This window comes from Treponema sp. OMZ 799 (genome assembly GCF_024181365.1).
GTDB lineage: Bacteria > Spirochaetota > Spirochaetia > Treponematales > Treponemataceae > Treponema_B.
On sequence record NZ_CP051301.1, the window covers coordinates 2,037,340 to 2,062,692 of the forward strand.

Genomic DNA, 25,353 nt, shown 5'->3' on the forward strand with positions numbered 1-25,353 from the left:
TATGAAAAAAATAGGAAAGACAATTTTAATTATTCTTTTGGGACTTATGCTTGTCGGCATAGGTTATAGTTTAGGCGGAAGATTTTTTTATAGATCTAAGCGTAGAATTCATGGACGGAATTTTGTTGACAGAACGTATAATAAAATTATGTCGACGGCCGAGAGTATGGAAAACGACCTAGAAGATATGAAAAACGATATAAAATCTTGGGGGGATGATATGGACGAGTATTTTGGAGATGAGTACAAAAAGGCTGGAACAATCAGTTTGGATGGAATTAAGAATTTTTTTCTTAAATCGGAAATTGCAGAAGTCATAATAGAAATAAACAATAAAGATGATGAACTCTATTATAACATTGAGCGCATTAATCCCAAGTATTTTGATGTAGAAAAAAAAAGGGACACAATCAGTTTTGAAGACAACATTCCTTCAAAGTTTTTTAATAATCTTGGTCTTAATTTTAAAAACAATTCTCCTAAAATATATATCAGTCTGCCTCGGAATATTGTATTTAATAATTTTGAAATAAAAAGCGGAGTCGGAGGATTCTATATCCGTGATATAAATGTAGAAAAATTTAACCTTGCAGCAGGAGTCGGGAAAGTAAATATTTATGATGTAAAGGTTTTAAAAGATGTCAATATCAGAGCCGGAGTCGGAGCAGTAAACCTTAAGGATTCAAAAGTAAACAATATGGATATAAAATCCGGTGTCGGCTCATTTAGCTTTTCAGGTACGGCCCTGGGTAAGACCTCAATCAAGGGAGGAATAGGTTCAGTAGATATTAAAATAGATGGAGCCGAAAAGGATTATGATTTTGATGTAAGCGCAGGTTTAGGAGAGGTAAGAATAAACGGTAAAAAATCAAAAACCTTTTTAGCCGACAGACAAAAGGAAACAGGCGCCGAAAATACAATCACCGTCAAAGGCGGAATAGGTTCGGTAAGAATCAGGTTTAAGGATTAAACAAAAATTGGAGAAAAAAGTGAAAAGATTTGAAGATTTAACATTTACGGACGATTTTATGTTTTGTAAAACTATGCAAAATCCGAAGCTATGTAAAAAACTTATTGAAATGATATTATTTGATACGATAGGCAAAATTGCATATACCTCTGTACAGCATAGTATTAACACCTATGAACAGGCAAAATCCATAAGGTTTGATGTTTTGGTGCAGACAGAAAACGGTAAATTTTATGATGTGGAAATGCAGATAAGCAACGAAAGGAATATCCCTAAAAGAATGAGATTTTACCAAGCGGCTCTTGATATTTCTTTTTTGGATAAGGGTAATTCCTATAATGCTTTAAACGACAGCTTTATAATTTTTATCTGTTTATTTGATGTTATAGGCAAAAACAGGCCTGTTTATACCTTTGAAAATCTTTGTATAGAAGACAAAAATACACCTTTACATGACGGCACACAAAAGGTTATAATAAATGCAGAGGCTTTTGAAAAAACTGAGGACAAAGAATTAAAGGAATTTTTAGAATATCTTAAAACAGGTAAGGTAAATAGTGAATTTACAAGGGAGATAGAAAAAATGATACAAACAGTAAAACAAAACGAACAGGCAAGACAAGAATACAGATTATTATCTACTTTTGAAATGGATATTAAAGACAATGCAAAGAGAGAAACAGCTAAAATTTTAAAACAGTTAGGGGATTCGATACAAAAAATTATGCAGGTTACGGGGCTTTCCGAAGCAGAAATTGAAAAACTATAATCATAATGGATCCGCCAAAACTATTTTCTCTTTCAGCTTAAAGCAACGATTGAACGCCTAAAAAGCTCTTCTTCGTTTTTAAGGGGATCGGAACCTGCGGTCTTCATTTCTTCGGCGATTTTTTCGACTTGGGCAATGACGGATTTTCTTTCAAAGCCCATATCGGTTAAGGCCCTTACAATGTCTTCGTATTCGGAAGAAACTAAAAGCAGCCCCTTTGAGGAAGTCTCGTTTAAATTGGTGAGTTTTCCTTTTAAGGCAAGAATCATTTTTTGAGCCGTCTTTTTACCTACGCCGGGGGCCTTTTGAAGGGTGTCAAGGTCTCCTTCTTCCAAGGCTTTTTCAAGAGAAGAAGCATTTAAGCCCGACATTATTTTTAAGGCTTGACGCGGTCCTACCCCCTCAACCTTTGTAAGATCCAAAAATAGAGAGCGCTCGGCCTGGTTGGGAAAACCGAAAAGCCTCATCTGATCTTCCCTGTGATAAAGCCATGTATAAACCTTCACTTCCCTTCCCACAGGTCCGAAAGCATCGAGGGCCAGGGCCGAAACAAAGATTTCCCACTCAATGCCCGAATTTTCAACATAGACCGAATCGGTAGTCTTACCGCTTAAAAGTCCCGAAATACTGTTAAACATAGGCTTGCACCTCCCCTACATCTCCCAAATTTATTTTTGTAATGGCTGCGGCCAAGGCATCGGCTGCATGGTCTGGCTTAGGAATTTCCTTTAAACCTAAAATCAATTTTACCGCTTCCTGTACCTGTTTTTTTTCGGCTTGAGCAATTCCCGTTACAGCCTTCTTTATCGAGTTGGGTGCATACTCTCCTACCCTCACCCCCCCCTTAGCCAGCGCCAAAAGAACCACACCGCGGGCCTCCGAAACGGACATAGCGCTCGTCGCATTTTTTGCAAAATAGAGGGTTTCAATCCCTGCCTCCTTAGGTCTGTATTTTGCAATGAGCTCGGAGACCTTATCGAAAATTTTTAAAAGCCTTTCGCCTTGAGGCAGATGAGAGTCTGTACATATAGCACCGTATTCTATACACTCAAAGCGGTTATTCGAAAAGCTTATAATTCCATAACCCGTATTTGCCAATCCAGGATCAATCCCTATCACGCAGGGTTTGAGAATTTTTTTATTTGAAGCTGCTTTTAAAATACCCATCTATTCTATAAAATTCCTTAAAGCCATTCCATACTTCTTAAACCTTCTCTGAAAGAATGGGAGAAGGATAAAATTCTTTGACAGCCTCTTTTTGAGAAAGAGCCGTATCCGAAGCCAAAACTACCGAAGAAAGCGAATCCCTTTGAGCCGATAGTTTTTTTGCACAAGACCTCAAGTCATCAGCCGTAGTCTCAAGCATCTTTTCAACCATTTCTTTTTTTTCGGAATAAGAAATCCCTGAAAGAAGATCTCTAAAGGCTGCAGCTCCTTTTGCCGCAGGCGTAAGCGGAACTATCTCCCTGCTGTATCTTCCCGTAATGAGCTTTTCGATTGTCTCTTCCGAAAAGTCTTCGCTCAATGTTTGGTCGATAGAGTTTAAGAATTCCAAAAGGGAGTTTATCGGGTTAGGATCCCTATAGGAGACAAAGGCTAAAAGCTCTTCCAAGGACATAGGAACGGTAAAAGCTCCGTAGGCCCCTCCTATGCTTCTTATCTTTTCCCACATCGGGCCGCTTGAAAGCCACTTACACAAGATAGACTCTGAAGCTTGCTCCTTTGAGCCGAACTGAGCCGATTTAAAAACCGAAACAGCAAAGCCTACTTGGAGGGAAGCCGGAATAAGCTCAAGCCTCGTTTTTTCGGTCCGCTTAAATTTAAAAGGATTTTCAAAGACAATCTTATCCGCCTCATCCGGAGCCTTAAAATCTTTTAAGTTTTTTTCAAGGGCGGTTTTTAAAGAGGCAAGATTTTCTTTTGTGCCCGTAAGCTCGATAATCAAACCCGAGCTCATAATCGATTTATATATTGAAGACAGTTTTTTTGACAGTTTATTCAGTTCGGAATTCCCCTTTTTGGATACAGCATTTTCGGAATTATCTCCCTTTACTTTTGCATATAGATTTCTTAAAAAGTTAAGCTGGGTTAATCCTGAAAGCATCTCCCTCCGTGCATTTTTTTCGGATAGAGGAGCATTAGCCCTAAGAAGGGCGAGGCTGTTTCCGTCAAGGGCAAGGAGGCTTTCAAAATCGTTTTTGCGCTGGGTTACTAAATCGTTTAATCGTTTTGTATCGTCAAAAGAAATTTCGTTTAAAAAGTGCAAAACAAAGGAGACAGCTTCTGGAATCAATTCGCCGAGAATCTTCCCCGAAAGAAAAAGCCAATCCCTTCCCGCTACATCGGAGAGCCTTAACTTATCCGTATTTTTAAGAAGAGAAAGATTTTTGTTCGCGGTAAAAACGGCTGCACTTGCCGAAAAGCCTCCCATTAAATTTGCAAGCGTAGAAGAAACCTCGCTCCATGAAAGGCTGTCAGTTCCCATCCCCGTGATGCAGCTTGAAAGAAGGGGCAGGTATTTATAATCTTCTTCGTTTAAAGTGTCTACGGGAAAGGCTAATTGAAAATAACCTATTCCGTTTGTAGGCTGCTCGTGCATAACAAGGGGAACCTTTCCTATAAGGGTAAGTTCTTCAGGGCTTGGAGGCGGAAGAGGGGGCAGATCTTTTTTTGACAAGTGGGGAATAAGGGCGAGCATTTCGGGAGAGTCGCTTTTTTGCTTAAACTCATTCATCTTCTCCTGCTCTTTGAGCATTGCCCTTCGATCCTCATCCGTTAAACCTGCATTAAAATTTTCGGCTCTTTTTTCGAGACTTTCGTCCAAGCGTTTACAAAAATCTGCATCAGGGTAAACTCTTACAAGGGCATGATGCTTATTCTTTATCAAATACTTTTCAATCAGCTTTTCGATATACCGCTTATCGGAGGCAAGATCTTTTTTTACCTTCTCGAATACAGGCGTGTATTGGAGAGTTTTTTCGGGACTTACACCGTAGGCCCAGCCGGCCATAGCCCGCTCCATAAGGTTGATACCGAAGGGGCCGTAGTTTCTTCTGATTTCCCTATTGCTAAAATCTATTGAGTGGACAGCCGTTTCAATTTCTTTAGGATCGATACCTTTTTTGACAAGATCTTCAAGGGCTTCAAAGACAAGCTTTTTAAAATCTTCATGCTTTCCCTTTTCAATCCCCTTCATTCCGATTGTGAGGGTTATGTTCCTAAGACTCTTTCCGATTCCGTTATACGGGTAAAGGTCTTCCCCTATTCCGGACTCAAGGAGAACCTTATTTAAGTATGCCCCGCTGTGCCCTATTAAAACCTCTCCTATAAGATAGGCCTGCATAAGTTTTTCGGTATCCGAAGTTTCGGGGAGGAGCCAGTTAAGCATTACGGAATCCTTAGTCATCTCCTCGGCGGAAGCCGGACCACCAGCTGGGGCCGGCACCGAAAAGAAGCGGGGTTCAGCATAAGGCTCGATCGGAGGTACAAAAGGAGGTTTTTCGGCAGCTTCAAATTTACAAAGGAATTTATCTTCTAAAAATTTCATCTGCTTTTCGGTCGGAATATTTCCCATCAAAAAAATTCGGCAGTTTACGGGATGATAGTATTTTTTGTGAAAGGCCTTATATTCTTCATAGGTTAAATCGGGAATCTCCAAGGGAGAGCCGCCCGAATCTTTAGCATAGATGCTGCCCTGACAAATGGAAGAAGCAGCCCAATCATACATCACTCCGTCAAAGTCGGAATAATTAGCCCTCATCTCGTTTAAGACAACTCCCTGTACGCTCATCTTTCCGTTTTCGTCAAGCTCGAAGCGGTGGCCTTCCTGTTTAAAGGCCCATTCGTCAAGATTGGGAAAAAAGACGGCATCCCCATAAACCGACATAAGGTTAAAATAATCGGCTTCAACCACGGAGCTTGCAGGATATACAGTCTTATCGGGATAGGTCATGGCATTTAAAAAGGTATTGACGCTCTGCTTTGCCAAAACCATAAAGGGGTCTTTAAGCGGATAGTTTTTAGAACCGCATAAAACCGTGTGCTCGATAATGTGGGCAACTCCCGTCGAATTGGGAGAGCTCGTCATAAAATTATATGAAAAAAGATTTTCATCGTCATCGTTTAAAACATGATAAAGTTCTAAGCCCGTCTTTTTATGCCTTGCATAAACGCCTACAGCATTAAATTCGGGTAAGGGATTTTTGCTTATAATTTCAAAGCCGTGAATAAGATTGCTCATAAGATCTTCCTAAAATTATATTAAGGTAAACCTTCCAAAAAGTTTTATTTTGTATAAGGTTTACCTTATTTTAAGGAAAAGAGGGAAAATTGTAAAGTATACCGGAATTTTATCCTTGTACTGCAACAGGATAACCGTTTTCATATGACGTTATTTCTGCAATGCGTTCAGCCGTCAATATTTTTTCTTTTTTCATAATACACCTCTTTTTGCTATTTTAAACACCCCGTCGGCTATGCTGTCATAGGATGAGCAGTGCGTTATCATTAAAATAAGTTTTTGCGTTTTCAGCTCGGATAAAAGAGAGTGTAATGCGAGGCTTGTTTCCGAATCGAGGGCATTTTCAACCTCATCGAATAAGATAACCTCGCCGGTTTGTAAGAGACAGCGGCTTAGGGCAAGACGCTGAATTTGCCCTTGCGAAAGTATATGTTCTTTTCCGCCCAATTGTGTATCAAGCCCCTTATCCAAAGAATCGATAACCTTATTTAATTTTGTTTTTGCCAACACATCGTTTATTGTAAGCGTATCGGCTTTTTTACCGAATAATAGATTTTCTTTTATGGTCCCTGAAAAAATAAAAGGATTTTGACTTATATACGAAAGCCTTGAAGCAAGATTACAAAAAATAATCTTACCTTCTAATACCGATTCATTTTTAAGACTAATATTTCCCGAAATAATATTAAAAAGGCTTGTTTTACCTGAACCGTTCTCTCCCTTAATAAGATAAAGACCGGGGAATTTAAACTCGGTATTTAGATTTTTAAAAAGGAATGTATGTTTTTTATACGCAAAATGTATATTTTCTATTTTAATTTTTTTTATGTTTGAAGTATCTTTTTCTTCTTTTATGAGCGAAAAAAAATTTTGTCTTTCATCAAAAATACTTTTTAAACGCTCTACCGAAACAAAGGAAACTATAATGCCCTTATAAGTTTCGGCACATGAAGAAACAAGGCTTCTAAATTTTTGAGAATACATAAGGGCTGCGGTAATAGTGCCGACGGTGTTTTTTCCTTCGAGAACGGTTAAACCGATGATGGCAAACAAAGAAATATTTATGGTAAAATTAGTAAAAAAAGAAGCAGAGGAAGACTGCATTCCGATAATCGTAGATTCTTTTACGTGAATAAAAATATATTTTAAAATATTTTTAAACTTATAAATAAAAAACTTTTGCGAAGAATGATTTTTTATTTCTTGTAAACCCCGTATTGTTTCGCTAATATAGGCAGTATACTCATCCTGCCGTGTGCGCTGCGCTTCATTTACGGCAGCCTGCTTTGTTCCAAAATATTTTGCCAAAAAAACAGGAATAACCGAAACTATGAGCGTAAGACAAAAAATAAAAATATCTATTTTAAAGAGCCTAAAACCTATTATACCCATCATAATAATGGATGTAATTATAGAAGGAATTTGAGAAGTATAGATACCCGTCATTATGCCTAAATCGGATAAAAAAAGATTTAAAAGTTTACCCGAATCCTGCTCGGAACTTCCCTTAGGCGGTAAATGTAAGAGGTTTAAATAAAGACGGCTTTCGGTATAAACGGTCATTTTACGCTGAAGCAAAAACCGGAACCAAGAACTTAAAAGTGAAAAGGCAAGACCTGCAATTTGAAAAATAATAATGATTTTTAAAAAAGCGAAAAAAGCATCCCTGTCCTTCAAGGTTAAAGCATCGATTATCTTCCCTGTAAAAAGAGGTTCAAAGGTGGATGCATAATTACCGATAAGAGAAAAACAAAGGAGAAAAAACAAGGCCGAAAAAAACGGCTTTATAAATGAGGCAGCCCAACGGTTTAAATTTTTTTTATTTAACATATGAACACTCCTTATGAATTTATGGAAAAGGAATATAGGTGCATCGTTTATCCAAAGTTTTACCTGTAACCGATTCTATAAAATCATAAGTTTTTTTATCAAAAGTCTTAGGTAAAAGAGATGGAAACCAATTTAAATCAAAAATTTTACACACCTTAATATTGTTTATTTTTGTTTCATTAAGAGGCAAAAAAGAGACAAGAGGATTCATTTTGTATTTTTGATTTAATAGTTTTACCTCATTATTTATAGAAATATATTGTTTCTCAGTGCGGTCAATATAATTGACGGCATTTTCATTTATAAACTCAAAAGCTTTTTTTATTCTTTCAGGTGCTATTGATAAATATGTTTCGGAATAATCCTTGGGTTTACTATCATCTATTTTTATACCGTTGAGGAGACTTAAGTACATTTGATGTAATTCATTTAAGGCTGAAATAATCGCCGTATTTATATTTTTACCTGAACCTAAAGAAACCGCTATTTTGTCTTTTAATTCTCCGATAAAAAAGACAACATAACAGGATTCAAGTAAACTTATTTCATAACATTCAAAATTGTTAAAATAAATATTATAGCTGTTATATTTGTGCAAAATATTTTTATCTATCTTATAACTTTTGCCCTTTGAAAGATACCAAAAAATAAAACTTTGACGCTCCAAAAACTCAAAAAAAGCATTTTCAATACAGTTATACGAACTTACATGGGCTGCACATCCGCAAGAATCAAAAAAAACATTCTTTTGTTTTAGCTCATCAAGTGAAAAAATATGAATAGTATTATCAAGCAAAGAAAAAGAATAAATATTCTTATTTGAAATATTATTATATTCTATTAGTCCGTTTCTTTCATAGGCTTCGCCGATTGCACAAAGAGCAGCTTCATACTTAGTATTTCTTACGGCACCGCCTACGGCAGCTGCATAATAAAGATTTTTATTACAAGCTATAGTTTTTAAATCATTTTTAAATGCTGTTGCACCTATATTAAATGAAAAGCCGTACATATTGAACTCCCTATATTACAGCACATTCTACGGCATTTTTTAACTCTTTTTCAATACCGTAAAGAACGGAAAAAACCCTTGTTTTATTTTTCCTTATATTTGAAATTGTAGGAATACAATTAAACATAGTTTTTGATATAGCTTTTATGGTAATTTCTCTTCTACAGCCTGCAATATTTAATAAACCTATTTCAATATCGTCAAAGGGTGTATTTATTACTATTTTTTGTACAGGTTTTAAATTCTCAATACTTATTTGTTTTACATTCCAAAGAGCAAAAAAATACTTATCAAATTTTTTATTGTTTTTAAGATACATAGGTTTAGGTGATAGCTCATCCATCCATTTTTGCATTAAAGCTTCTTCAATGGCAGAAACAAGGGTGTGCATAACGTCTTTATCGCCTGAAATACCCGAACCGATTATCTGTAAATTATCATTTAAAATAAAAACAATTATAGTATGAATATTGCTTATATTTTGAGCATAAAATATTTTTATATTTTTTTCATTGATTCCGTATTGCAGTAAAACGGCTTTTACGGCAGGAGTAATTTTTACAAGGCTGCATAATTTTTTATACCACATAAGCATGAGTTCATTTTTTTCTAAGAGTTCGCAAATTGCTTTTTCTATTAAAATAGCAGAGTTCAAACCCGATGCCGTTCCTGTGGTGTCCTTATGACCGTATTTTGAATCATAACCGTAAGTAAGCACATTGCGTTTTACAAGAGTTTTCTTTAATCCGTTAATTAAAATAATTTCAGTTTTTTTATTACTCCTATAATTATTTACCATTTTAAAGCGTTCTAAAAATTCATTATGCAGTTTTCCGAAAATTTCGATTTTATTTTTACCTGATGAGGTGTTAGAATATGGGAAAATTTTCTTTTTATTTTTTGTTTTTTCAACTTTAAAAACGCCTAAACCAATTATAGGATCATCATTAAAAACCGTTTTATTCATAAAAAAAGATTTTTGATAATAATCAAACATACGGCATACCCTTTATATTGATTGTAGTGATATAAAGCTGTTTTAATGAATCAATATTAAGATCAAAAGAAGTTTTATTAAAATTCTCTATATTCTCCGTGAATACAAAATCATATTTGCTGCAAAATGATTTTATCTTTCCGGCCGCTTCACCTATTGAAAGGATAGATTTTATAAAAGATGAAACTCCGTATTTATATAAGGAGTTATACAAAGAAGCAAAAAACGAAACGGATATTTGGTATTCGGCATTAAGATTTTTTATTTCGGAATATTTTATAAACTTTTTAAAACTACTGTCATAAGCATAATTTCCCGCTTCTACAAAATCGGTATTATAAAAAGAAACAACGGGGAAATATGAACAATCTTTATTTTGCATATTATTTATAAAGGAGTCTAATTCAATAATTAGTTTAGGTAATTTTTCAATGGAATACTCTTTTAAATTAATTTTAGAATAATTTTCGGAATTATTTTTTAATAAATTTATATCGATTTCCGTATCGTCTGATAAGGGGCTTAAAGGATTACTTAATTGATAAAATTTTAATATGGAATTTAATATAAAATTATTATTCATGGCAAGGACAAACCTCCCAAGGGATTGCAATATCATAATCGGTTTTGCCTGTTTTCATATTCAGTTGTTTTATAAGTTTTACGGTATAATCATTTAAATCCGTTATATCGTCGATAATCTCATTTATCAGCCGGATAATTTTAAAATTATCGAGAATGCTTTCGGTATTAAAATATACAGTTTTTGTGTATATGAGGTCGATAATTGTTTGAAATGAAACATTGCCCGTAAGTTTTGATTGGGAGCGTAAAGAGCCTTCCAAATGACTGAAATAACACAAGGGACAAGGGTTATGCCAATCGGCTTTATGATAATTTGTAAAATAAAAGCTATAATTATAATAAAAAGCTAATTTGTGGATAACATTATTTTCTTTTAAGCAGTTTGCAAGTTCTGTATATAGTTTATAATTAAAGGGATTTAAAACAATATAATATACGGCATCCTTATCAAGGTTTAAAAATAATTCGGCACTTACCAGATTTATATCGAAGGTGATAACATCATAGGGAATATTTAATCCCGATAAATTGAATTTTAATGAAGAAGCAATTTCTTTTGAATTGGTAAAAAAATAAAGCCGATTTATCGGATGAGACGTAAATTCATCTTTAATCGCCAATAAATTTTTTAATAAAAAATCCAAACAGAACTCACCTTCTTCGCCGTATCGTTCTTTAAGGTCTTCAAGGGTAAAGGTAAGATTATAATCATCGTCATTACTTGTAAAAAAATCAATTAAATTTGTATCGGTTATAATGCAGGTAGTTTTTTCATTTTGAATGACGGTAATCTCATCATTCTTGTACATGAGGTAAGGTATCAGTTTATACTTCACTTAAAATTTGTCTCCTTTTTAAGTATTTTTTTATTTCTTGTATAGCTATTATTATACCAATAATAAAAATTATAAAATAAATAATTATTAAAAAATAAAAATATACATAGTTAAATAAAAATATAAAAAAATTATTAATTGAATGAACAAGAATAGGAACATAAATATTATTAGTTTTTTCATAACAATAAGTCAATAAAATTCCATCAAGCACAAGAGAAAACATTTTTATATTAAATCCATAACCGGGAATATGTAAAAGAGCAAAAAGTATTGAAGAAATAAGTATAGCAATAAAGGCATTACTTATTTGTTTTAATTTATTATACATAAGCCCTCTATATAGTATTTCTTCAAAAATAGGGCCAATGATTACGGTACTTATAAGCATAAAAGGTTCAAAACGAGGTCTTTGTAATTTTTCTAAAACCAAAATATCATATACAGTAATATTTTTTTTACCCGTTAAAATATCATTAAAATATTTAAAAAAATTAAAAAGAAAAGAATTATCAAAAATAAATGATATTATATAATATATCATCGTGATTGATGACAGATAAATCATCCCTTTTATAATAACAGAGAAATTTAATTTTTTATAAGTAAATATTATCTTTAAATCTTTTGAATAAAATAAATAGAAAATAATTATAAACAGTAAAAATAATAAAATACCGAAAATTCCATTATATTTAACGAATAAGGTATAATAGTAATTATAAAAATTTTTGAAAAGAAATTTACTGGTGTAAGAAATTATCAAAAAAACAAGAATATACAATACAAAAAGAATGCACAGTTCTTTTATTACTTTTTTATTCATACATTTATACCCTATAATAAGAACATCGAAGGAAAAATATTATAGTTATAAAATAATTTCCTTAAGTTTATATTTTCCTTCGATGTCTAACTTAAGCCTATCATATAAAATTTCACCCGTCAAGCGTAAATTTACGAAATTTATAAAAATTTCAATTTTATTTAACAAATTTTAATGTTTTTTGAATTTAAACTTGCCGATTCCTAGGTTTCAGTCTCCAATCTTCGATTTTAACTTTTCAAGTTCTTTTTCTTTTATTTCAGTTTCTGCATCAAGGTTTTTATTACTGTCTTCAAGTCCCAAGCGTTTTGCTCTTATTTCTTTTAATTCACCTTCAATATAATCTTCCAACGACATAGTAAGTCCATCCAAGCCGGAATCAAATCTGATTTCTTTTTTTAGAGGGCTTAAAATAAGTTTTATAAAATTTTCGGCCAGCTTTGAAACGGCGGCATTCATAAAATTCGTTTCAAGGCCTTGACTTAAACGGGTTTGATACTCTTGTTCACATAGATCCGCATATTGATTTGCCCTTTTCACCTCGGCTTGTCCGTTTAGGATGCTATAGGTTTTAATATTATTTTTTATATCGACCCGCCTTATTTCGGCAACTTCTTTTATGTGCTTGTTTTTACTTGCACCCAAAAATTTAGGCTGAATGTCTTTTATCCAAAGAATATTCGGAAAATCTTTTGATACGGTAATTTTAATTTTTTTTAAATCCACACCGAATTTTGCGTCGATATCGTGGGTTAATACTACAAGGCCCTCATCATAATATTGATCGGCTTTTAAGCCCATTCCGGTTGTAATACCGCTTAACCGGTTTCGATATAAATTGGTTTGTTTTAAATTTGCTTCCAGTAATCCCAGCTCCAATATTTCCTTAAAACTCTGCATGTTCAGTTGAGTATTTTGTAAAACCCTCAAGCTGTCTTCTAAGCCGCTTATTTCGATGGATTGCTTTTGCATATTTATTTTATTGTCAAGGATTTCTTTTTCCTTTTCTTTTAACTCTTGATTTGCAGCAAGAAGTTTTATTTTAGCCTTGCGGGCTTCTATTTCTGCAAGCTGACTGTTAGTTACCTCATTGACTATTTTTTTGCTTACAAAAGAATTAAAAGCCGTCATTAAAGGAATCATTAAAATACAGGATATGACGGTTGATAATATTATTGCAAACACAGAGTTTATTTTTCTAACCTTTGTACTTGCAATAAATAGGACAAGAAAAATGCCGATTAGACATCCTGCAATCACAAAAAGGGACACAGTCATACTAACCTTATCCTGCATCTTATAAAAGAACATCGATACACTCATCAAAAAGTTTTCCATAAATTTACCTATTCATCTTTTCTAAACAACCTATAAAACAACAATAAAATATTGTACCAAAGATAGCCGAAAAAAGTAAAAATTCTAAAAGGATTTTTGATAACGGGAATTATAAAATCCCATCCTGAATCAAAAAGTTTTTCGGAAGGGCGTTTTTTAAATTTGGAAAAAATATCTATCAGGTTTGCATATCTTATAAAAAGTCCCGAATTAAAATGCTCCTTATTGCGGTAAATCCACTTTCTTCCTCCGGGAACACCCTTGCCTATAATTACTACAGAGGGGGCAGCCTTTGAAATAGCCGAAATAATATGGGGTTCCATCGACTTATGATAGAAGCCTGCAAAGCGGCCCACCAAGCGCAGACCGGGAAATGTGCTTCTTACATTTTTTTCGGCAATGACAAGGCTTTCCTGCCGTCCTCCGAAAAGATAGAGGCTCTTATAGTGAGAATCTATAACGTTTAGAAAATCTATAACTACAGAAAACTGCTGCCGTCTTACAGGCACATCTTTTTTTAAAAAACGGGCGCCTCTTATCAAGCTCTTTGAAACAGGCAAGCAAAGAGCGGCTTGTTCAACCATGTTTCTAAACTCTCCGTTACGGCGGGCTTTAAGTACATCCCAAATCGTCATAAATATAACCTGCTGAGGCCCTTCTTTATTTAAAAGACTCATCACGGTTTCTTCTATATCTTCTTCATGCAAAACATCAAGAGGAACATTTAAAAAATTAATTCTTTTTACAGCCACCTTTTTCCTCCATTACAACCTGAGCCGCCGCAATCGAATAAATTGCAGCCGTTTCGGCACGGAGCACATTTGTATTAAAATGCACATCTTTAAATTTATGTTCTTTTAAAAACTCAGCCTCTTTAGGACTTATGCCGCCCTCACAGCCTACAGCAAGAACTATTACCTCGGTATTTTCTGATAGGCAGTCAAAAAAACTCAAGGAGTCAGTCTTTTTTTCGCTCAGCATTATAAAGGCTGTTTCCTTGTTTGCCGTGTAGTCCAAAACCTCATCCAAGGCGGTTTTGAGCTCTTGCGCAGGAAGAATCTTGGTATTCACAAGGGAGCCTGACTGCTGCCTTGCCTCCCTGATAAGCCGCTCCCGTCTTTCGGTTTGATTTATATTTTCCTTTTTTATAAGAGAGAATTCTCCCAGCACAGGAACAATGAGAGCACAGCCCGCTTCCGAAGCCTGCCTTACAGCGATATCCATGTGATTCCCCTTTATAAGCCACTGCATTAAAATAATTTCTACACAGGATGTAAAAGGGGCGGACGCTAAGGCATCTTCTTCCTTTAAAAGTTTAAGCTCTATATATTTTTTTTCGATATTAATCTTTAAAATTTCGGCAAAGGCAGGTCTGATTCCGTTTAAAGAAATTTTTAAAACCTGCCCTTCTTTAATTCTCCGCACGGAAACAAGGTAGTTATAATCTTTTTTATCCAGCCGGATAAGATCCTTATCCGGCTCTGCGGAAACAATCAGCTGCTTCATTAGTTTTTATCTTCAGTTATAGCTTTATCTTTATTTTCAGCTTTTGCTTTTTCTTCTTCCTGCATCTCAAAAAGAGTCTTTGTGGTCTTACAAAGATCATTTACATCCTGTGTGTTTAATAGATTTACAGCGGCTTTAAGCTGTTCATCATCTTCATCTATAACAGGGCTTTCATGGGAGCGGTAATATTCAACCTTTATAAGGCGCAAAATAAGCTCATGTCTTACATTGTATTCTCTGCCAAGTTTTTTAGCAAAGTCTATCATTTCGGCTTTTGAAAGAGAGGCCTTGCTCCTGGTAAAATCTGCAATCTTAGAAGTCTTTAAAAGCTCAAGCACGTTTTTTTCTTCATCCGGTGTAAAATTAAGCCTTACAACCTCTAAGTCTGGAAGGATTCCGAGCTTATCTATGTTTGCCCCGCTTGGAGAATAGTAGCGGGCTATTGTTAACTTCACGAGTTCTTTTTCGCTAAGCTGAACTACACTTTGTACCAGTCCCTTGCCGTAGGAGCGGGTACCTACAAGATAGGCCCGTTTATGATCCTTTAAAGCTCCTGAAACAATTTCGGAAGCACTTGCAGAACCCTCATTTATAAGAACAACTATGGGCATTTCCTTAGGTATTTTTTTTGTAAACCTGCGGACCTTATGAGTTTCGCTGGTTCCTCTGGCTCTTCCCTTTGTAGAAACTACAACTCCGGAATCCAAAAAAATACTTGCAACATCTATAGAACTCGAAATCAAACCTCCCGGATTATTTTTTAAATCCAAGATGAGCTTTGTGCAGCCTTCTTCTTGAAGTTTTTCTATTGCCTCGGTTATTCTTTTTGCAGAATTCGGGTTAAATTCTATTAAGCGGATGTAAGCAATATCCTTTCCGATTTTTGTATATTTTATTGTAGGCACTTCGATTAAGGCCCTCGTTATGGTAAGGTCAAATTTTAGGTTTTTACCTCGAAGAATTTTTATCGTAACCTGAGTACCTTCTTTTCCCCTAAGCATATTCAAAACATCTTCTTGGGTAATATCTTCGGTTTTAACACCGTCTATTTCGATAATATAATCTCCGGGCTGTAAACCGGCTCTCCATCCGGGGGTGCCTTCAATCGGGCTTGCTATTTCTACATAGGCAGGTCTTTCAGGGGTGGATATATTCGACTTTGTAATGTGAACACCTATACCGCAAAAAACACCGGTTGTAGTATCCTCCAAATCATGGCCTACAGTTGTATCCTTAAAAATATATGAAGTATAGGGATCTTCAAGGGAATTAAGCATTCCCTCCATAGCTCCTTTGTATAAAACGGCAGGGTCTATCTCATCCACATAATTTTCTTGGAGCAGCTTGTAAACGGATTCAAGATATCGTAAATTAGTATCAACCTCTCCGGAACCAGAATTGTTATTAGATGTAGCCGGAGCCTTTTGCGGCATAAAAAAAATAGCCGCTAACAGAAGAGTTAAAAAGATAATAGTATTTATCCAAGTTATTCTTTTATTCATCTTTCTATTTTGAACTATATTGTGAATTTGTCAATAGGGTGCGGTACCAATTTGTAGAGCTTAAAATAACCCTTCCATTAAATGTATAAGCTCATTCCAATCGCTGACACTGGTAAATTCAAAATCGGGAGAAATATGGGTTTCGTTATCGTAAGGACAGGCCAAGCTGCTTGTAAACAAAACAGGCTTTATGCCCAGAGCGGCCGGCCCTATAATATCGGCCCGAGGATTATCCCCGCAATACCAAACCTCATCTGCGGAAAGATTAGCCTTTTTTAAGGCTGCTTCAAAAAGGAGGGAATCGGGCTTTCTAAAGCCGTACTCGCTTGAAGCTATTATAAATTCGAATTTGTTGTAAGGGAGATATTTATTGATTCTGGCAGTGAGAGCTTCTCCTGAAAAGGCAATATTGCTTATGACGGCAGTCCTTATATTTTTGCTTTCCAAAAAGGATAAAAAACTTTCGATATTGGGCATTGCCATGCAGGGAGCCAGAGCTTCCCAAAAAAGAAGCTCCAGTTCCGTGTAAGAAAGTTTAAATTCTATATTAAGACTTTGAAAAAGACAGTTATAAAAACTATGGGTGTGTATTTCCAAATCGTTTTGCAAAGCCCTGGATCTTACCTTTTCAAAAATAGCCATACCTTTTTCGTAAAAAGAGGTAAAGCTTATTTTATTGGGATTTTTATGAATTTGAGCATAGAGGGCCTTATAAGCCCTGTGTAAATCAAGCTCTCTTTCATAAATAAGGGTATTTCCGTAATCGAAGATAATCATCTTAGGGCTTTTCATAATCTACCTTTCAAGTTTTCTGTAAACGCCCCTGTGAGGGGTATCGGCATCCTTACCGTATTTTTCGCGTCTCCATTCGGCGTATTCGGTCCAGTTACCGTCAAACCATACGACTTCGCCGTCAGCCTCGAAGGCGAGAATATGAGAGCAAACCCTGTCCAAGAACCAGCGGTCGTGGCTTATGACGAGGACTGAGCCAGCAAAGCTTTCTAAGGCCTCTTCCAAGGCTCTAAGGGTGGTAACGTCCAAATCGTTTGTAGGCTCGTCGAGCATTAAAACGTTTCCGCCCTCTTTTAGCATCATAGCCAAATTAAGCCTGTTCCTCTCCCCGCCAGAAAGTACGCCTACCTTGCGGGACTGATCCTGCCCCGAAAAGTTAAACCAAGAGCAATAGGCCCTTGAATTTACCTCGCGTACACCTGAAGAACCGTCTGCGGCTCCGAGCTTTATGATATCGAGCCCGTCTGAAAGCTGTTCCCAAACGGTTTTATTGGGATCAAGCTTTTCCCTTGTCTGGTCTACATAGCAAAGTTTTACGGACTCCCCTATCTTGATTTCACCCTCATCGGGTTTTACAATCTGCTTTTTTTGATCAGTGCCTTCAGGAGTTTCAAAACCGGCAGCCCCGACTATCATCTTAAAGAGGGTCGTCTTACCTGCACCGTTAGGTCCTATGATGCCGACTATGGCTCCCGCAGGAACCGAAAAATTAAGCTTATCGAAGAGGATTCTGTCGCCGTAATGCTTTGCCGCATTTTTAACGTCTATAACCAAATTACCCAGTCTCGGCCCCGGCGGAATGGTAATTTGAGAATCCTTTATTTTTTCCTTTGAGCCTTGGGCTAAAAGTTTTTCGTACTCGTTGATACGGGCCTTGCTCTTGGCATGTCTTCCCTTGGGGCTCATGCCTATCCATTCCAGCTCCCGTTTTAAAGCCTTTTGGCGTTCGGTTTCTCCCTTTTCTTCAAGGGCAAGCCTTTTTTGCTTTTGGTCGAGCCAGCTCGAATAGTTTCCCTTCCACGGGATACCCTCTCCGCGGTCAAGCTCCAAGATCCAGCCTGCAACATTATCCAAAAAGTAGCGGTCGTGGGTTACACAGATAATTGTTCCTGCATATTGATGAAGATGGCGCTCAAGCCAGGCTACCGTTTCGGCATCCAGATGGTTGGTCGGTTCGTCCAATAAAAGAATATCGGGCTTTTGAAGAAGGAGCCTGCAAAGGGCAACGCGTCTTTTTTCTCCACCGGAAAGAACATCTATTACCTGATCGGCGGGCGGGCAGCGCAGGGCTTCCATTGCAAGGTCGAGGCGGCTGTCCAAATTCCATGCATCGGTCGCATCGAGCTTTTCCTGCACCTTTGCCTGTTTTTCCATGAGCTTATCCATATCGGCATCGGGGTCTCCGAAGGCCTCGTTTATCTTGTCGAATTCCGCAAGGAGGTCTACCAATTCCTGAACACCCTCGGAAACAACCTCTCGCACCGTCTTACCGCTTTGAAGCTGGGGCTCCTGTTCAAGATAGCCTATTGTATAGCCGGGGGCCGAAGAAACCTCGCCCGTATAATCCCCGTCAATCCCTGCCATAATGCGCAAGAGGCTTGACTTACCTGAGCCGTTAGAACCTATAACGCCTATTTTTGCACCGTAAAAATAAGAAAGGCTTATGTCCTTTAAAACCTGTTTTGTTCCATGGGTTCTTGAAACCCTGTCCATCGTGTAAATAATCTTTTTATCGTCTACTGTCTTTGCCATGAGCTTAAGTCTATCAAAGAATGCCTAAAAAAGCAAGGGGAAGGGGAAAGTGAGAAGGACGAAGTGAGAAGGGCGAATGACAAAGTTCGAAATGCGAAGTACGAAGGACGAAGTGGGAATTAGTGAATAGGCGGGAGAAAAAACAGGCTGTTTACAGGATGATTTATCAAAAATACTATTGTTTTTTATCAAAAAATGTGTATAATTATATTAAAACATACACATAGGAGTTGTTATGAGAACAAATATTGTTATTGATGATAAATTAATGATTGAGGCTTTACATGTTTCCGGTTATAAAACAAAAAAAGAAACAGTTGAAGAAGCTTTAAAACTTTTAATAACATTAAAAAAACAAGCAAGCATAAGAAATTTCCGCGGGAAACTATTTTGGGATGGTGATTTGGAAAAAATGAGGCTTGATAAATGATTGTTGCAGATACATCGGTTTGGATTGATTATGTAAATGGGATTGATGCACCTCATACCAATATGTTAGATAACGAATTAATCTGTAACAGAGTCGTAACCGGTGATATAATAATAACCGAATTTTTACAAGGATTTAAAAACGATAGAGAATACCTCATCGCAAAACAAATTATGGATAGTCTGGAATACAGAGATTTTCTAGGAAAAGAAATTGCAATACAAGCTGCAAACAATTATAGAAAATTGAGAAAGCATGGCATCACAGTAAGAAAAACAATAGATGTTATAATCGCAACATTTTGTATAGAAAACGGATTTCCATTAATACACAATGATAGAGATTTTGATCCAATGGAAGAAATTTTAGGATTGATTGTTAAGTAGAAAGTGCGAAGTTATGAAGGACGAATGACGAAGGACAAAGTTCGAAATACGAATGTTGAAGTGGAAAGTGCAGAATCACAGTTTTTCAAAACTTACTATCCGTTACAAAAAAACTATATAATAATTATGAAGGGGAAACTATTTTCTCTTTTTAAATAATTTGTAATGGAGATTGATATGAACCAATCATTTAAAATTACCCTCCGCAACGATTACGCCTTTAAACGAGTGTTCGGAATAGAGGATGGTTCAATACAAGCTCCTAAAATGAGCGTCGCTTGTATTGAACTTAAAGTTTTGCGGAGGCAAAACTTTTGATATTTTAGGCACTTTTTCATTTCATTACAAAAGTGCCTAAAAAATAAAGATGTCCTACAGGACTTACTTGAATGTATCTTAGACATTCCCTCTGAAAATATTACAGGATTGGAACTTTTGGATAAGGAGTTTATGTAAGAATTTTTAAGTATTGAAAAATGTTTAACCAAATGTTATTATTATACAAAGGATAATACACTTTAATATATCAAAAATAAGAAGGGGTTTCCAAAGGGAGCGCCCTTTGGCAGACGGAAAAGATAGGAGGGGTTATAGGGGAGGTACGAAAGATGTTAGCAGAAACTTCTAAAGTAATGGCAAAAGCAAATGATAAAATTATAGTAATGGAAATGAGTCCTAGAGATAAATGGCTGTATGAATCCCGCATGAAATATGAACATGACAGGGCTTCTTGTATAAGTGAGGGTTATCGAGAAGGGTTTGAACAAGGTATTGATGAAGGCGCCCACCAAAAAGCTATTGAAACGGCAAAGCTTATGAAACAAGCCAAGTGCGAACTTGACTTTATTATGCATATGACAGGGCTTTCAAAAACAGAAGTAGAAAATTTATAAACTCAACATGAAGATATTCATAATTACGAATTAAATTAAAGCCATTTTTTTATCTTCCGAAAATAAAATAGAACCGAAGTTTTTTAATCTTATAGAGAACCTCTAAAAACTTCAGTTTTTTAGAGGTTTTCCTTAGATTTGATTTGCGATGTTTTTTATAAGTCCTTCATAACTAAAGACTTATAAAAAACTCGACGGTCATCTCTAAAAATCCAACAAGGTTTTAGAGATGACCTATATTTAAGAGGGGAAAAAAGATGCTTCATAAGATTGTTTTTCAGGATAATTTATTTCAAATAACCAGAATGTTGGACGTAATAAAGGACGGCCTTAGCTTAGACCTTTCCGAAAGTATTTTTGCAGATAAGATGATGAGGGATATTTTATTTTTTGATGCAGCCCTGCAAAAACTTTTTACCCAGATAGAACCTCAATCCCACCTGCCCGATTATATAGATACTATGAACTGTCTTTACTTTTGTATAAAAAAATATATGGGTGTTTTAAAACTCATCCTCACGGAAAAGCTGGAAAGCGAATCTATTTTTAGCACGGAAAAAGTCCGTATTGAAGGTATTTATAAAAAGCATCAGGACTTTCTCGGTAAAATAAATATAGATATTTCAGACACGAATGTTGAAAACGAAACATACAACATAGTTTCTCAAAATGAACTTTCAGAGTTATTGAACTTAGGATAGGTCTATGTTATAATTATTCCTATGAGAATAACCGGAGGCAGTTTAAAAAACAGGCAGGTCGAATGCCCTAAGGGAATAATCCGTCCTGCAATGGACAGAATGAGGGAGTCTATTTTTTCAATACTTGGAGATCTTTCAGGTCTTTCTTTTTTAGATCTTTTTACGGGCTCAGGGATCTGCGGCCTGGAAGCCTACTCGCGCGGGGCCTACCCCGTCTACCTTGTTGAAAAAGATGCAGATAAATTTCCGGTCTTATTAAAAAACGTTTCAATGGCCGATAAAAAACTGGAATGTAAGAGGATGCCTGCAGAAACCTTTATAAAACGTGCAAAGGAATCCTTTGACATTATCTACCTTGATCCGCCCTTCCCTTATAAATTTCACATAGAACTTCTCGAAAAAATAGAAGAATCAAAAATATTAAAAGAAGGAGGCCTTGTGATGATGCATAGGCCATCCGAAAAGGCAATGCCTGAAAAAATAGGCTCTTTGATAAAGAGAGATGAAAGGATATACGGAAGGTCCATTGTGGACTTTTATCGTAAAGAAGTTCTAGATTTATAATCCTTACAAAAAGTTTTTATGGAGGAAATATGTTTAAGTTAAAAGAAAAGTTTTTACTTGGAGTTGCTACGGCTTCTACACAGATTGAGGGAGGAAGGGTAAATTCCAACTGGAACGATTTTTGTGACCGCAAGATGACCAATGACGGCTCAGATGTTGCCCGTGCAAATATGCACTACGAAAAGTTTGAAGAAGACACCAAGCTTTTAAAAAAGATGGGTGTTCAAACTTACCGAATGTCCCTTGAATGGGCCCGCATTGAACCTGAAAAGGGTAAATTCGATATGGAAGCCCTTGAACACTATAAGGAAGAATTAAGTCTTTTACAAAAAGCAGGTATCAAGCCTCTTATAAGCTTATATCACTTCAGCCATCCGATGTGGTTTGAAAATTCGGGAGGCTTTACAAAAAAAGAAAACGTTGAAGTGTTCTTAAACTATGTAGAAATCTGCATAAGAGAACTCGCCGGCCTTTGCAGAGATTATGTTACAATAAACGAACCCAATGTCTATGCCGTGCAGTCCTTTTTTTTAGGCCTTTGGCCGCCCGAAAAAAAATCGATTGCCAAAACACTAAAGGTAATGAACGTCTTAATAGCCGCACACTGCAAGGCCTATGATTTAATCCATGCAATACGCAAAGAAAGAGGCCTTACGGACACAAGGGTAAGCTTTGCCCACCACATGCAGGCCTTCCATCCCAAGGATAAAAATAAAAAAGCCGACCAAAGGGCGGCTAAAAGAATAAGCAAAATTTTCCAAGACGGAATCATGGAAGCATGTTTTAAGGGCGAGTTTTCATTCCCCTTTAAAAATCTTTTAAATATAAAAAAGAAAAACTATGTTGACTTTATAGCCATCAACTATTATTCGAGGCAGGCTGTAAGAGGCTTTTCTTACAAGGCCTTTGAAAACACTCCTAAAAACGATCTGGGCTGGGATATTTATCCCTTGGGTCTAATCGAGTGCGCTCAAACCTGTTATAACTGTCTCTCACTTCCGATAGTAATAAGCGAAAACGGAACCTGCGACAACAACGACGAGTTTAGAAGCCGTTATATTTACGATCACCTGAAACTAATAAGCGAATCTCCCCTCCCCTTTGAGGCCTATTACCATTGGTGCTTTATTGACAACTTCGAATGGAAGGAAGGAGAATCGGCCCGTTTCGGCCTTGTCCACTGCAATTACGAAACTCAAGAGCGTACCATCAAAAAAAGCGGGCACTTTTACAGCGAACTGATCAAAAAGAGAGCTGTCGATAAATCCATGATGGAAAAATATGTCGAACCTTGTAAGTATAATGTCAAGTAATAAGTCGATTTCTCCTCAAAAACGCAAGCTTTGTTTCGGAGATTATAATTGCAATAAAGATGCAGGAACAGCCCAGGGCTAAGGCCGGCGTGAATTTTTCGCCGGTGAGCATTATCGAAAGGAAGATGCTGAATACCGATTCAAGAGAAAAAATAAGGGCAGCAGTCGTCGGAGGCGTGTTCTTTTGTCCCACGGCTTGAAGCAAAACGCAGAGGGCCGTACAAAGAACAGTCAGATAAACCAGAGTGAAGACGGATTGATAGTTCCAAATTGTGCCGGAATTATCTTCAAACAAAAGAGAAAAAATAAGAGCATAACTTCCTGCAAAGGCAAATTGAGCTATCGTAATAAGGGGTGCATCAAGTTCTTCCATAAATTTAGGAAGGAGAACTATGTAGACTGCAAAAATAAAGCTGCTTATAAGTGAAAGAACATCTCCCCAGTTTACGCCCTTTTGACTTTCGGAAATCAAATCGGGCATTGAAATTGCAAGGATGCCTGCAAAGCAAAGAAAGGCTGCAAAAACATTGAACTTATCGGGCATCTTTTTTAAAACCACGGCATTTACAAAGGGAACAAGAACACAATAGGTAGCCACCAAAAAAGAACTTCGGCCGGGAAGACCTCCTGCTGTAGTAATTGCAATAGCCTGCAAAGAATAACCTACAAACATAATAAGCCCCAAAAACATTCCGGCTCTTAAATAGCGCTTGTCAAGCTGTTTTAAGCGTTTAAAAAACACGGCACAAAGAATCAGACAGGCAGGCAAAAAGCGGCAAGCCAATAAGAAGTTGGGTTTAAAAAAATCGTTTGTGCTGCTTACTGCAACAAAGGTACTTCCCCATAAGAGGGTTGCTGAAAGAAGGGCAAGCCGTGAAAGAATTTTAGTACGGCTCCCTGATTTTAATTCAAAAGACATAAGGATTCCTAAAAAATAAATTACGTTAAAATCAATATTCAAATGATAGAGCAAAATCCAAACCCATTTTTTGTTTTTCCCAGGGTTTATTACCAAGCTCCTTTAAAAATGCAGAGAAATCCAGTTGAAAATAGGTAAAATCAAGGCCGCATCCAAAATGAGGGTAAAGCTCATTCATACCTAATCTGAAGCTCAAAACCTTGTGAAAAACTATTTCGGTTCCAAAGGCGAGGTTCAGCAAGGGGTTTCTTTTTTTGTTAAAAATCGGCTCGAGGATATTTTGATAGTCAAGATAAAAGGACCATGAAGAAACGGTAGTCCACATATAGTCAAAAACAGGTATTGAACCTATTCCCGCACTCAAATTAGGCAAAAGAGTTTTATATTGTGTTTTACCTGCTGTGACTGCTTTTTTATAATCGGAAAAATTATTATAGGGGGTCAAAAAGACGGGAGTATAAGCATCCCTGCATGTAAGTCCTAAAAAAAAGTAGTTATCATACTTATATAAAAAACCGGCATCCAAACCGATACCGCTTGCTAAAACAATATTTAAGTCCTTTAATCCGGAATTTACAACTGAAGCCATGTCTGCCTGAGTCTTATTCAAAGCATAAGAAAAGGTTTGAAAAAAGCCCTTCATCTGAAAACCTAGGGAGACCTTATTCACCTCATCGTCATAAACACAGATACCGTAACCGCCCGTGACCAAAAGCTCTTCTCCTATTAAAAGTTTTTTCATGACGGTATTTTGTACATCAGCATGCAGAACAGTTCTATTAAAAAGGCCTACCGCAAAATTCCTATCGGCTAAGCTGAGAGCTAAAGGGCCTGTGGAGGAAAGGTCAAGATATTTGCTATCGCCTGAGTAAAGATATTCTGCAAGAGATTTTAATTTTTCAGGGGCAAAGATGGAGCTCAAACCTCCAAAACTATCTTCATTTGCATGGAGAGCAAGTTTTCCGGCCGACCAGCGTTTGGTCAAAAAAGGAAATATAGCCGGGTTTGTAAACAAGGTATCCGTCCCTGCCTGATATGTCGTAAAAGGAACGCCCAATCCGCTTATGCGGGGAGAAACATATGAGGGCACTACAGGCTCCGGCATGGAAATCTGTGCAAAACAAAAAAAAGCTGCCGCATTACACAAGAACAAAAACACAATTATTTTCTTCATTTTTACCTCCGCTCAAGC

General features: G+C 36.5%; 25 protein-coding genes and 1 pseudogene. 9 read left to right on the forward strand and 17 right to left on the reverse strand.

The window, feature by feature from the left end:
* Nucleotide 1: 1 nt before the first annotated feature.
* Nucleotides 2–970, forward strand: a complete 969-nt coding sequence (locus tag E4O04_RS09470; RefSeq protein WP_253707583.1) for a DUF4097 family beta strand repeat-containing protein — start codon at nt 2–4, stop codon at nt 968–970.
* A gap of 58 nt (nt 971–1,028) precedes the next feature.
* A complete protein-coding gene (locus E4O04_RS09475; protein ID WP_253688118.1) occupies nt 1,029–1,739 on the forward strand; it encodes an Rpn family recombination-promoting nuclease/putative transposase in 711 nt (236 codons plus the stop codon).
* 32 nt (nt 1,740–1,771) lie between these two features.
* On the opposite strand, the gene ruvA is transcribed toward E4O04_RS09475, so the two are convergent.
* From ruvA to ettA, 15 genes are all read right to left on the reverse strand, one after another.
* Nucleotides 1,772–2,377, reverse strand: coding sequence for a Holliday junction branch migration protein RuvA (ruvA, locus tag E4O04_RS09480; RefSeq protein ID WP_253707585.1), 606 nt, complete (start codon nt 2,375–2,377; stop codon nt 1,772–1,774).
* A complete protein-coding gene (gene ruvC / locus E4O04_RS09485) occupies nt 2,370–2,906 on the reverse strand; it encodes a crossover junction endodeoxyribonuclease RuvC (RefSeq protein WP_253707587.1) in 537 nt (178 codons plus the stop codon). Before ruvC ends, ruvA begins: the two co-directional genes overlap by 8 nt.
* 37 nt (nt 2,907–2,943) lie before the next feature.
* Nucleotides 2,944–5,979, reverse strand: coding sequence for an insulinase family protein (locus E4O04_RS09490; protein ID WP_253707589.1), 3,036 nt, complete (start codon nt 5,977–5,979; stop codon nt 2,944–2,946).
* Between the two features lie 192 nt (nt 5,980–6,171).
* Complete coding sequence (locus E4O04_RS09495; RefSeq protein WP_253707591.1) at nt 6,172–7,809, reverse strand: ABC transporter transmembrane domain-containing protein; 1,638 nt, start codon at nt 7,807–7,809, stop codon at nt 6,172–6,174.
* Nucleotides 7,810–7,828: 19 nt separating this feature from the next.
* Nucleotides 7,829–8,821: a YcaO-like family protein gene (locus E4O04_RS09500; RefSeq protein WP_253707593.1), complete on the reverse strand. Its 993-nt coding sequence runs from the start codon at nt 8,819–8,821 to the stop codon at nt 7,829–7,831.
* A gap of 10 nt (nt 8,822–8,831) precedes the next feature.
* The gene (locus E4O04_RS09505) at nt 8,832–9,818 is read right to left on the reverse strand and encodes a YcaO-like family protein (protein ID WP_253707594.1); all 987 of its coding nucleotides are present in this window, start codon (nt 9,816–9,818) and stop codon (nt 8,832–8,834) included.
* On the reverse strand, nt 9,811–10,401 hold the full coding sequence (locus tag E4O04_RS09510) for a hypothetical protein (RefSeq protein WP_253707596.1): 591 nt from the start codon (nt 10,399–10,401) through the stop codon (nt 9,811–9,813). The genes E4O04_RS09505 and E4O04_RS09510 overlap by 8 nt, the downstream gene beginning before the upstream one ends.
* Nucleotides 10,394–11,239 carry an McbB family protein gene (locus tag E4O04_RS09515; RefSeq protein ID WP_002675246.1) on the reverse strand — a complete coding sequence of 282 codons (846 nt, stop codon included), beginning with the start codon at nt 11,237–11,239 and terminating at the stop codon, nt 10,394–10,396. The genes E4O04_RS09510 and E4O04_RS09515 overlap by 8 nt, the downstream gene beginning before the upstream one ends.
* A complete protein-coding gene (locus E4O04_RS09520) occupies nt 11,229–12,065 on the reverse strand; it encodes a CPBP family intramembrane glutamic endopeptidase (RefSeq protein WP_253707598.1) in 837 nt (278 codons plus the stop codon). The genes E4O04_RS09515 and E4O04_RS09520 overlap by 11 nt, the downstream gene beginning before the upstream one ends.
* Nucleotides 12,066–12,275: 210 nt before the next feature.
* Nucleotides 12,276–13,403, reverse strand: a complete 1,128-nt coding sequence (locus tag E4O04_RS09525; protein WP_253687570.1) for a hypothetical protein — start codon at nt 13,401–13,403, stop codon at nt 12,276–12,278.
* Between the two features lie 8 nt (nt 13,404–13,411).
* Entirely contained in the window at nt 13,412–14,155 is a 744-nt protein-coding gene (locus E4O04_RS09530) for a WecB/TagA/CpsF family glycosyltransferase (RefSeq protein WP_253687569.1), read from the reverse strand.
* The gene (locus tag E4O04_RS09535) at nt 14,136–14,909 is read right to left on the reverse strand and encodes an RsmE family RNA methyltransferase (protein ID WP_253707599.1); all 774 of its coding nucleotides are present in this window, start codon (nt 14,907–14,909) and stop codon (nt 14,136–14,138) included. Before E4O04_RS09535 ends, E4O04_RS09530 begins: the two co-directional genes overlap by 20 nt.
* On the reverse strand, nt 14,909–16,411 hold the full coding sequence (locus E4O04_RS09540; protein ID WP_253687567.1) for a S41 family peptidase: 1,503 nt from the start codon (nt 16,409–16,411) through the stop codon (nt 14,909–14,911). The genes E4O04_RS09535 and E4O04_RS09540 overlap by 1 nt, the downstream gene beginning before the upstream one ends.
* Nucleotides 16,412–16,471: 60 nt before the next feature.
* Complete coding sequence (locus E4O04_RS09545) at nt 16,472–17,203, reverse strand: HAD family hydrolase (protein ID WP_253687566.1); 732 nt, start codon at nt 17,201–17,203, stop codon at nt 16,472–16,474.
* Nucleotides 17,204–17,206: 3 nt separating this feature from the next.
* A complete protein-coding gene (gene ettA / locus E4O04_RS09550; RefSeq protein WP_253707601.1) occupies nt 17,207–18,955 on the reverse strand; it encodes an energy-dependent translational throttle protein EttA in 1,749 nt (582 codons plus the stop codon).
* A 235-nt stretch (nt 18,956–19,190) separates the two neighbouring features.
* Here ettA and E4O04_RS09555 point away from each other — a divergent pair, with 235 nt between their 5' ends.
* The 7 genes and pseudogenes from E4O04_RS09555 (at nt 19,191) to E4O04_RS09585 (ending at nt 23,242) form a co-directional block, all read left to right on the forward strand.
* Nucleotides 19,191–19,385, forward strand: coding sequence for a type II toxin-antitoxin system VapB family antitoxin (locus E4O04_RS09555; protein ID WP_253707602.1), 195 nt, complete (start codon nt 19,191–19,193; stop codon nt 19,383–19,385).
* Nucleotides 19,382–19,771, forward strand: a complete 390-nt coding sequence (locus E4O04_RS09560; protein ID WP_253707604.1) for a type II toxin-antitoxin system VapC family toxin — start codon at nt 19,382–19,384, stop codon at nt 19,769–19,771. Before E4O04_RS09555 ends, E4O04_RS09560 begins: the two co-directional genes overlap by 4 nt.
* Before the next feature lie 177 nt (nt 19,772–19,948).
* Nucleotides 19,949–20,089 carry a hypothetical protein gene (locus E4O04_RS09565; protein ID WP_253707606.1) on the forward strand — a complete coding sequence of 47 codons (141 nt, stop codon included), beginning with the start codon at nt 19,949–19,951 and terminating at the stop codon, nt 20,087–20,089.
* Between the two features lie 42 nt (nt 20,090–20,131).
* Nucleotides 20,132–20,664: pseudogene (locus E4O04_RS14180) on the forward strand (PD-(D/E)XK nuclease family transposase); the annotation flags it as partial.
* Nucleotides 20,665–20,921: 257 nt separating this feature from the next.
* Nucleotides 20,922–21,365, forward strand: coding sequence for a hypothetical protein (locus E4O04_RS09575; protein WP_253687563.1), 444 nt, complete (start codon nt 20,922–20,924; stop codon nt 21,363–21,365).
* 21 nt (nt 21,366–21,386) lie between these two features.
* Complete coding sequence (rsmD, locus tag E4O04_RS09580; protein WP_253687562.1) at nt 21,387–21,929, forward strand: 16S rRNA (guanine(966)-N(2))-methyltransferase RsmD; 543 nt, start codon at nt 21,387–21,389, stop codon at nt 21,927–21,929.
* A 29-nt stretch (nt 21,930–21,958) separates the two neighbouring features.
* The gene (locus tag E4O04_RS09585; RefSeq protein WP_253687561.1) at nt 21,959–23,242 is read left to right on the forward strand and encodes a glycoside hydrolase family 1 protein; all 1,284 of its coding nucleotides are present in this window, start codon (nt 21,959–21,961) and stop codon (nt 23,240–23,242) included.
* Here E4O04_RS09585 and E4O04_RS09590 read toward each other — a convergent pair.
* Nucleotides 23,235–24,161: a DMT family transporter gene (locus E4O04_RS09590; protein WP_253707610.1), complete on the reverse strand. Its 927-nt coding sequence runs from the start codon at nt 24,159–24,161 to the stop codon at nt 23,235–23,237. The two genes, E4O04_RS09585 and E4O04_RS09590, sit on opposite strands and share 8 nt — an antisense overlap.
* A 31-nt stretch (nt 24,162–24,192) precedes the next feature.
* Entirely contained in the window at nt 24,193–25,335 is a 1,143-nt protein-coding gene (locus E4O04_RS09595; RefSeq protein WP_253707612.1) for a hypothetical protein, read from the reverse strand.
* Nucleotides 25,336–25,353 lie beyond the last annotated feature (18 nt).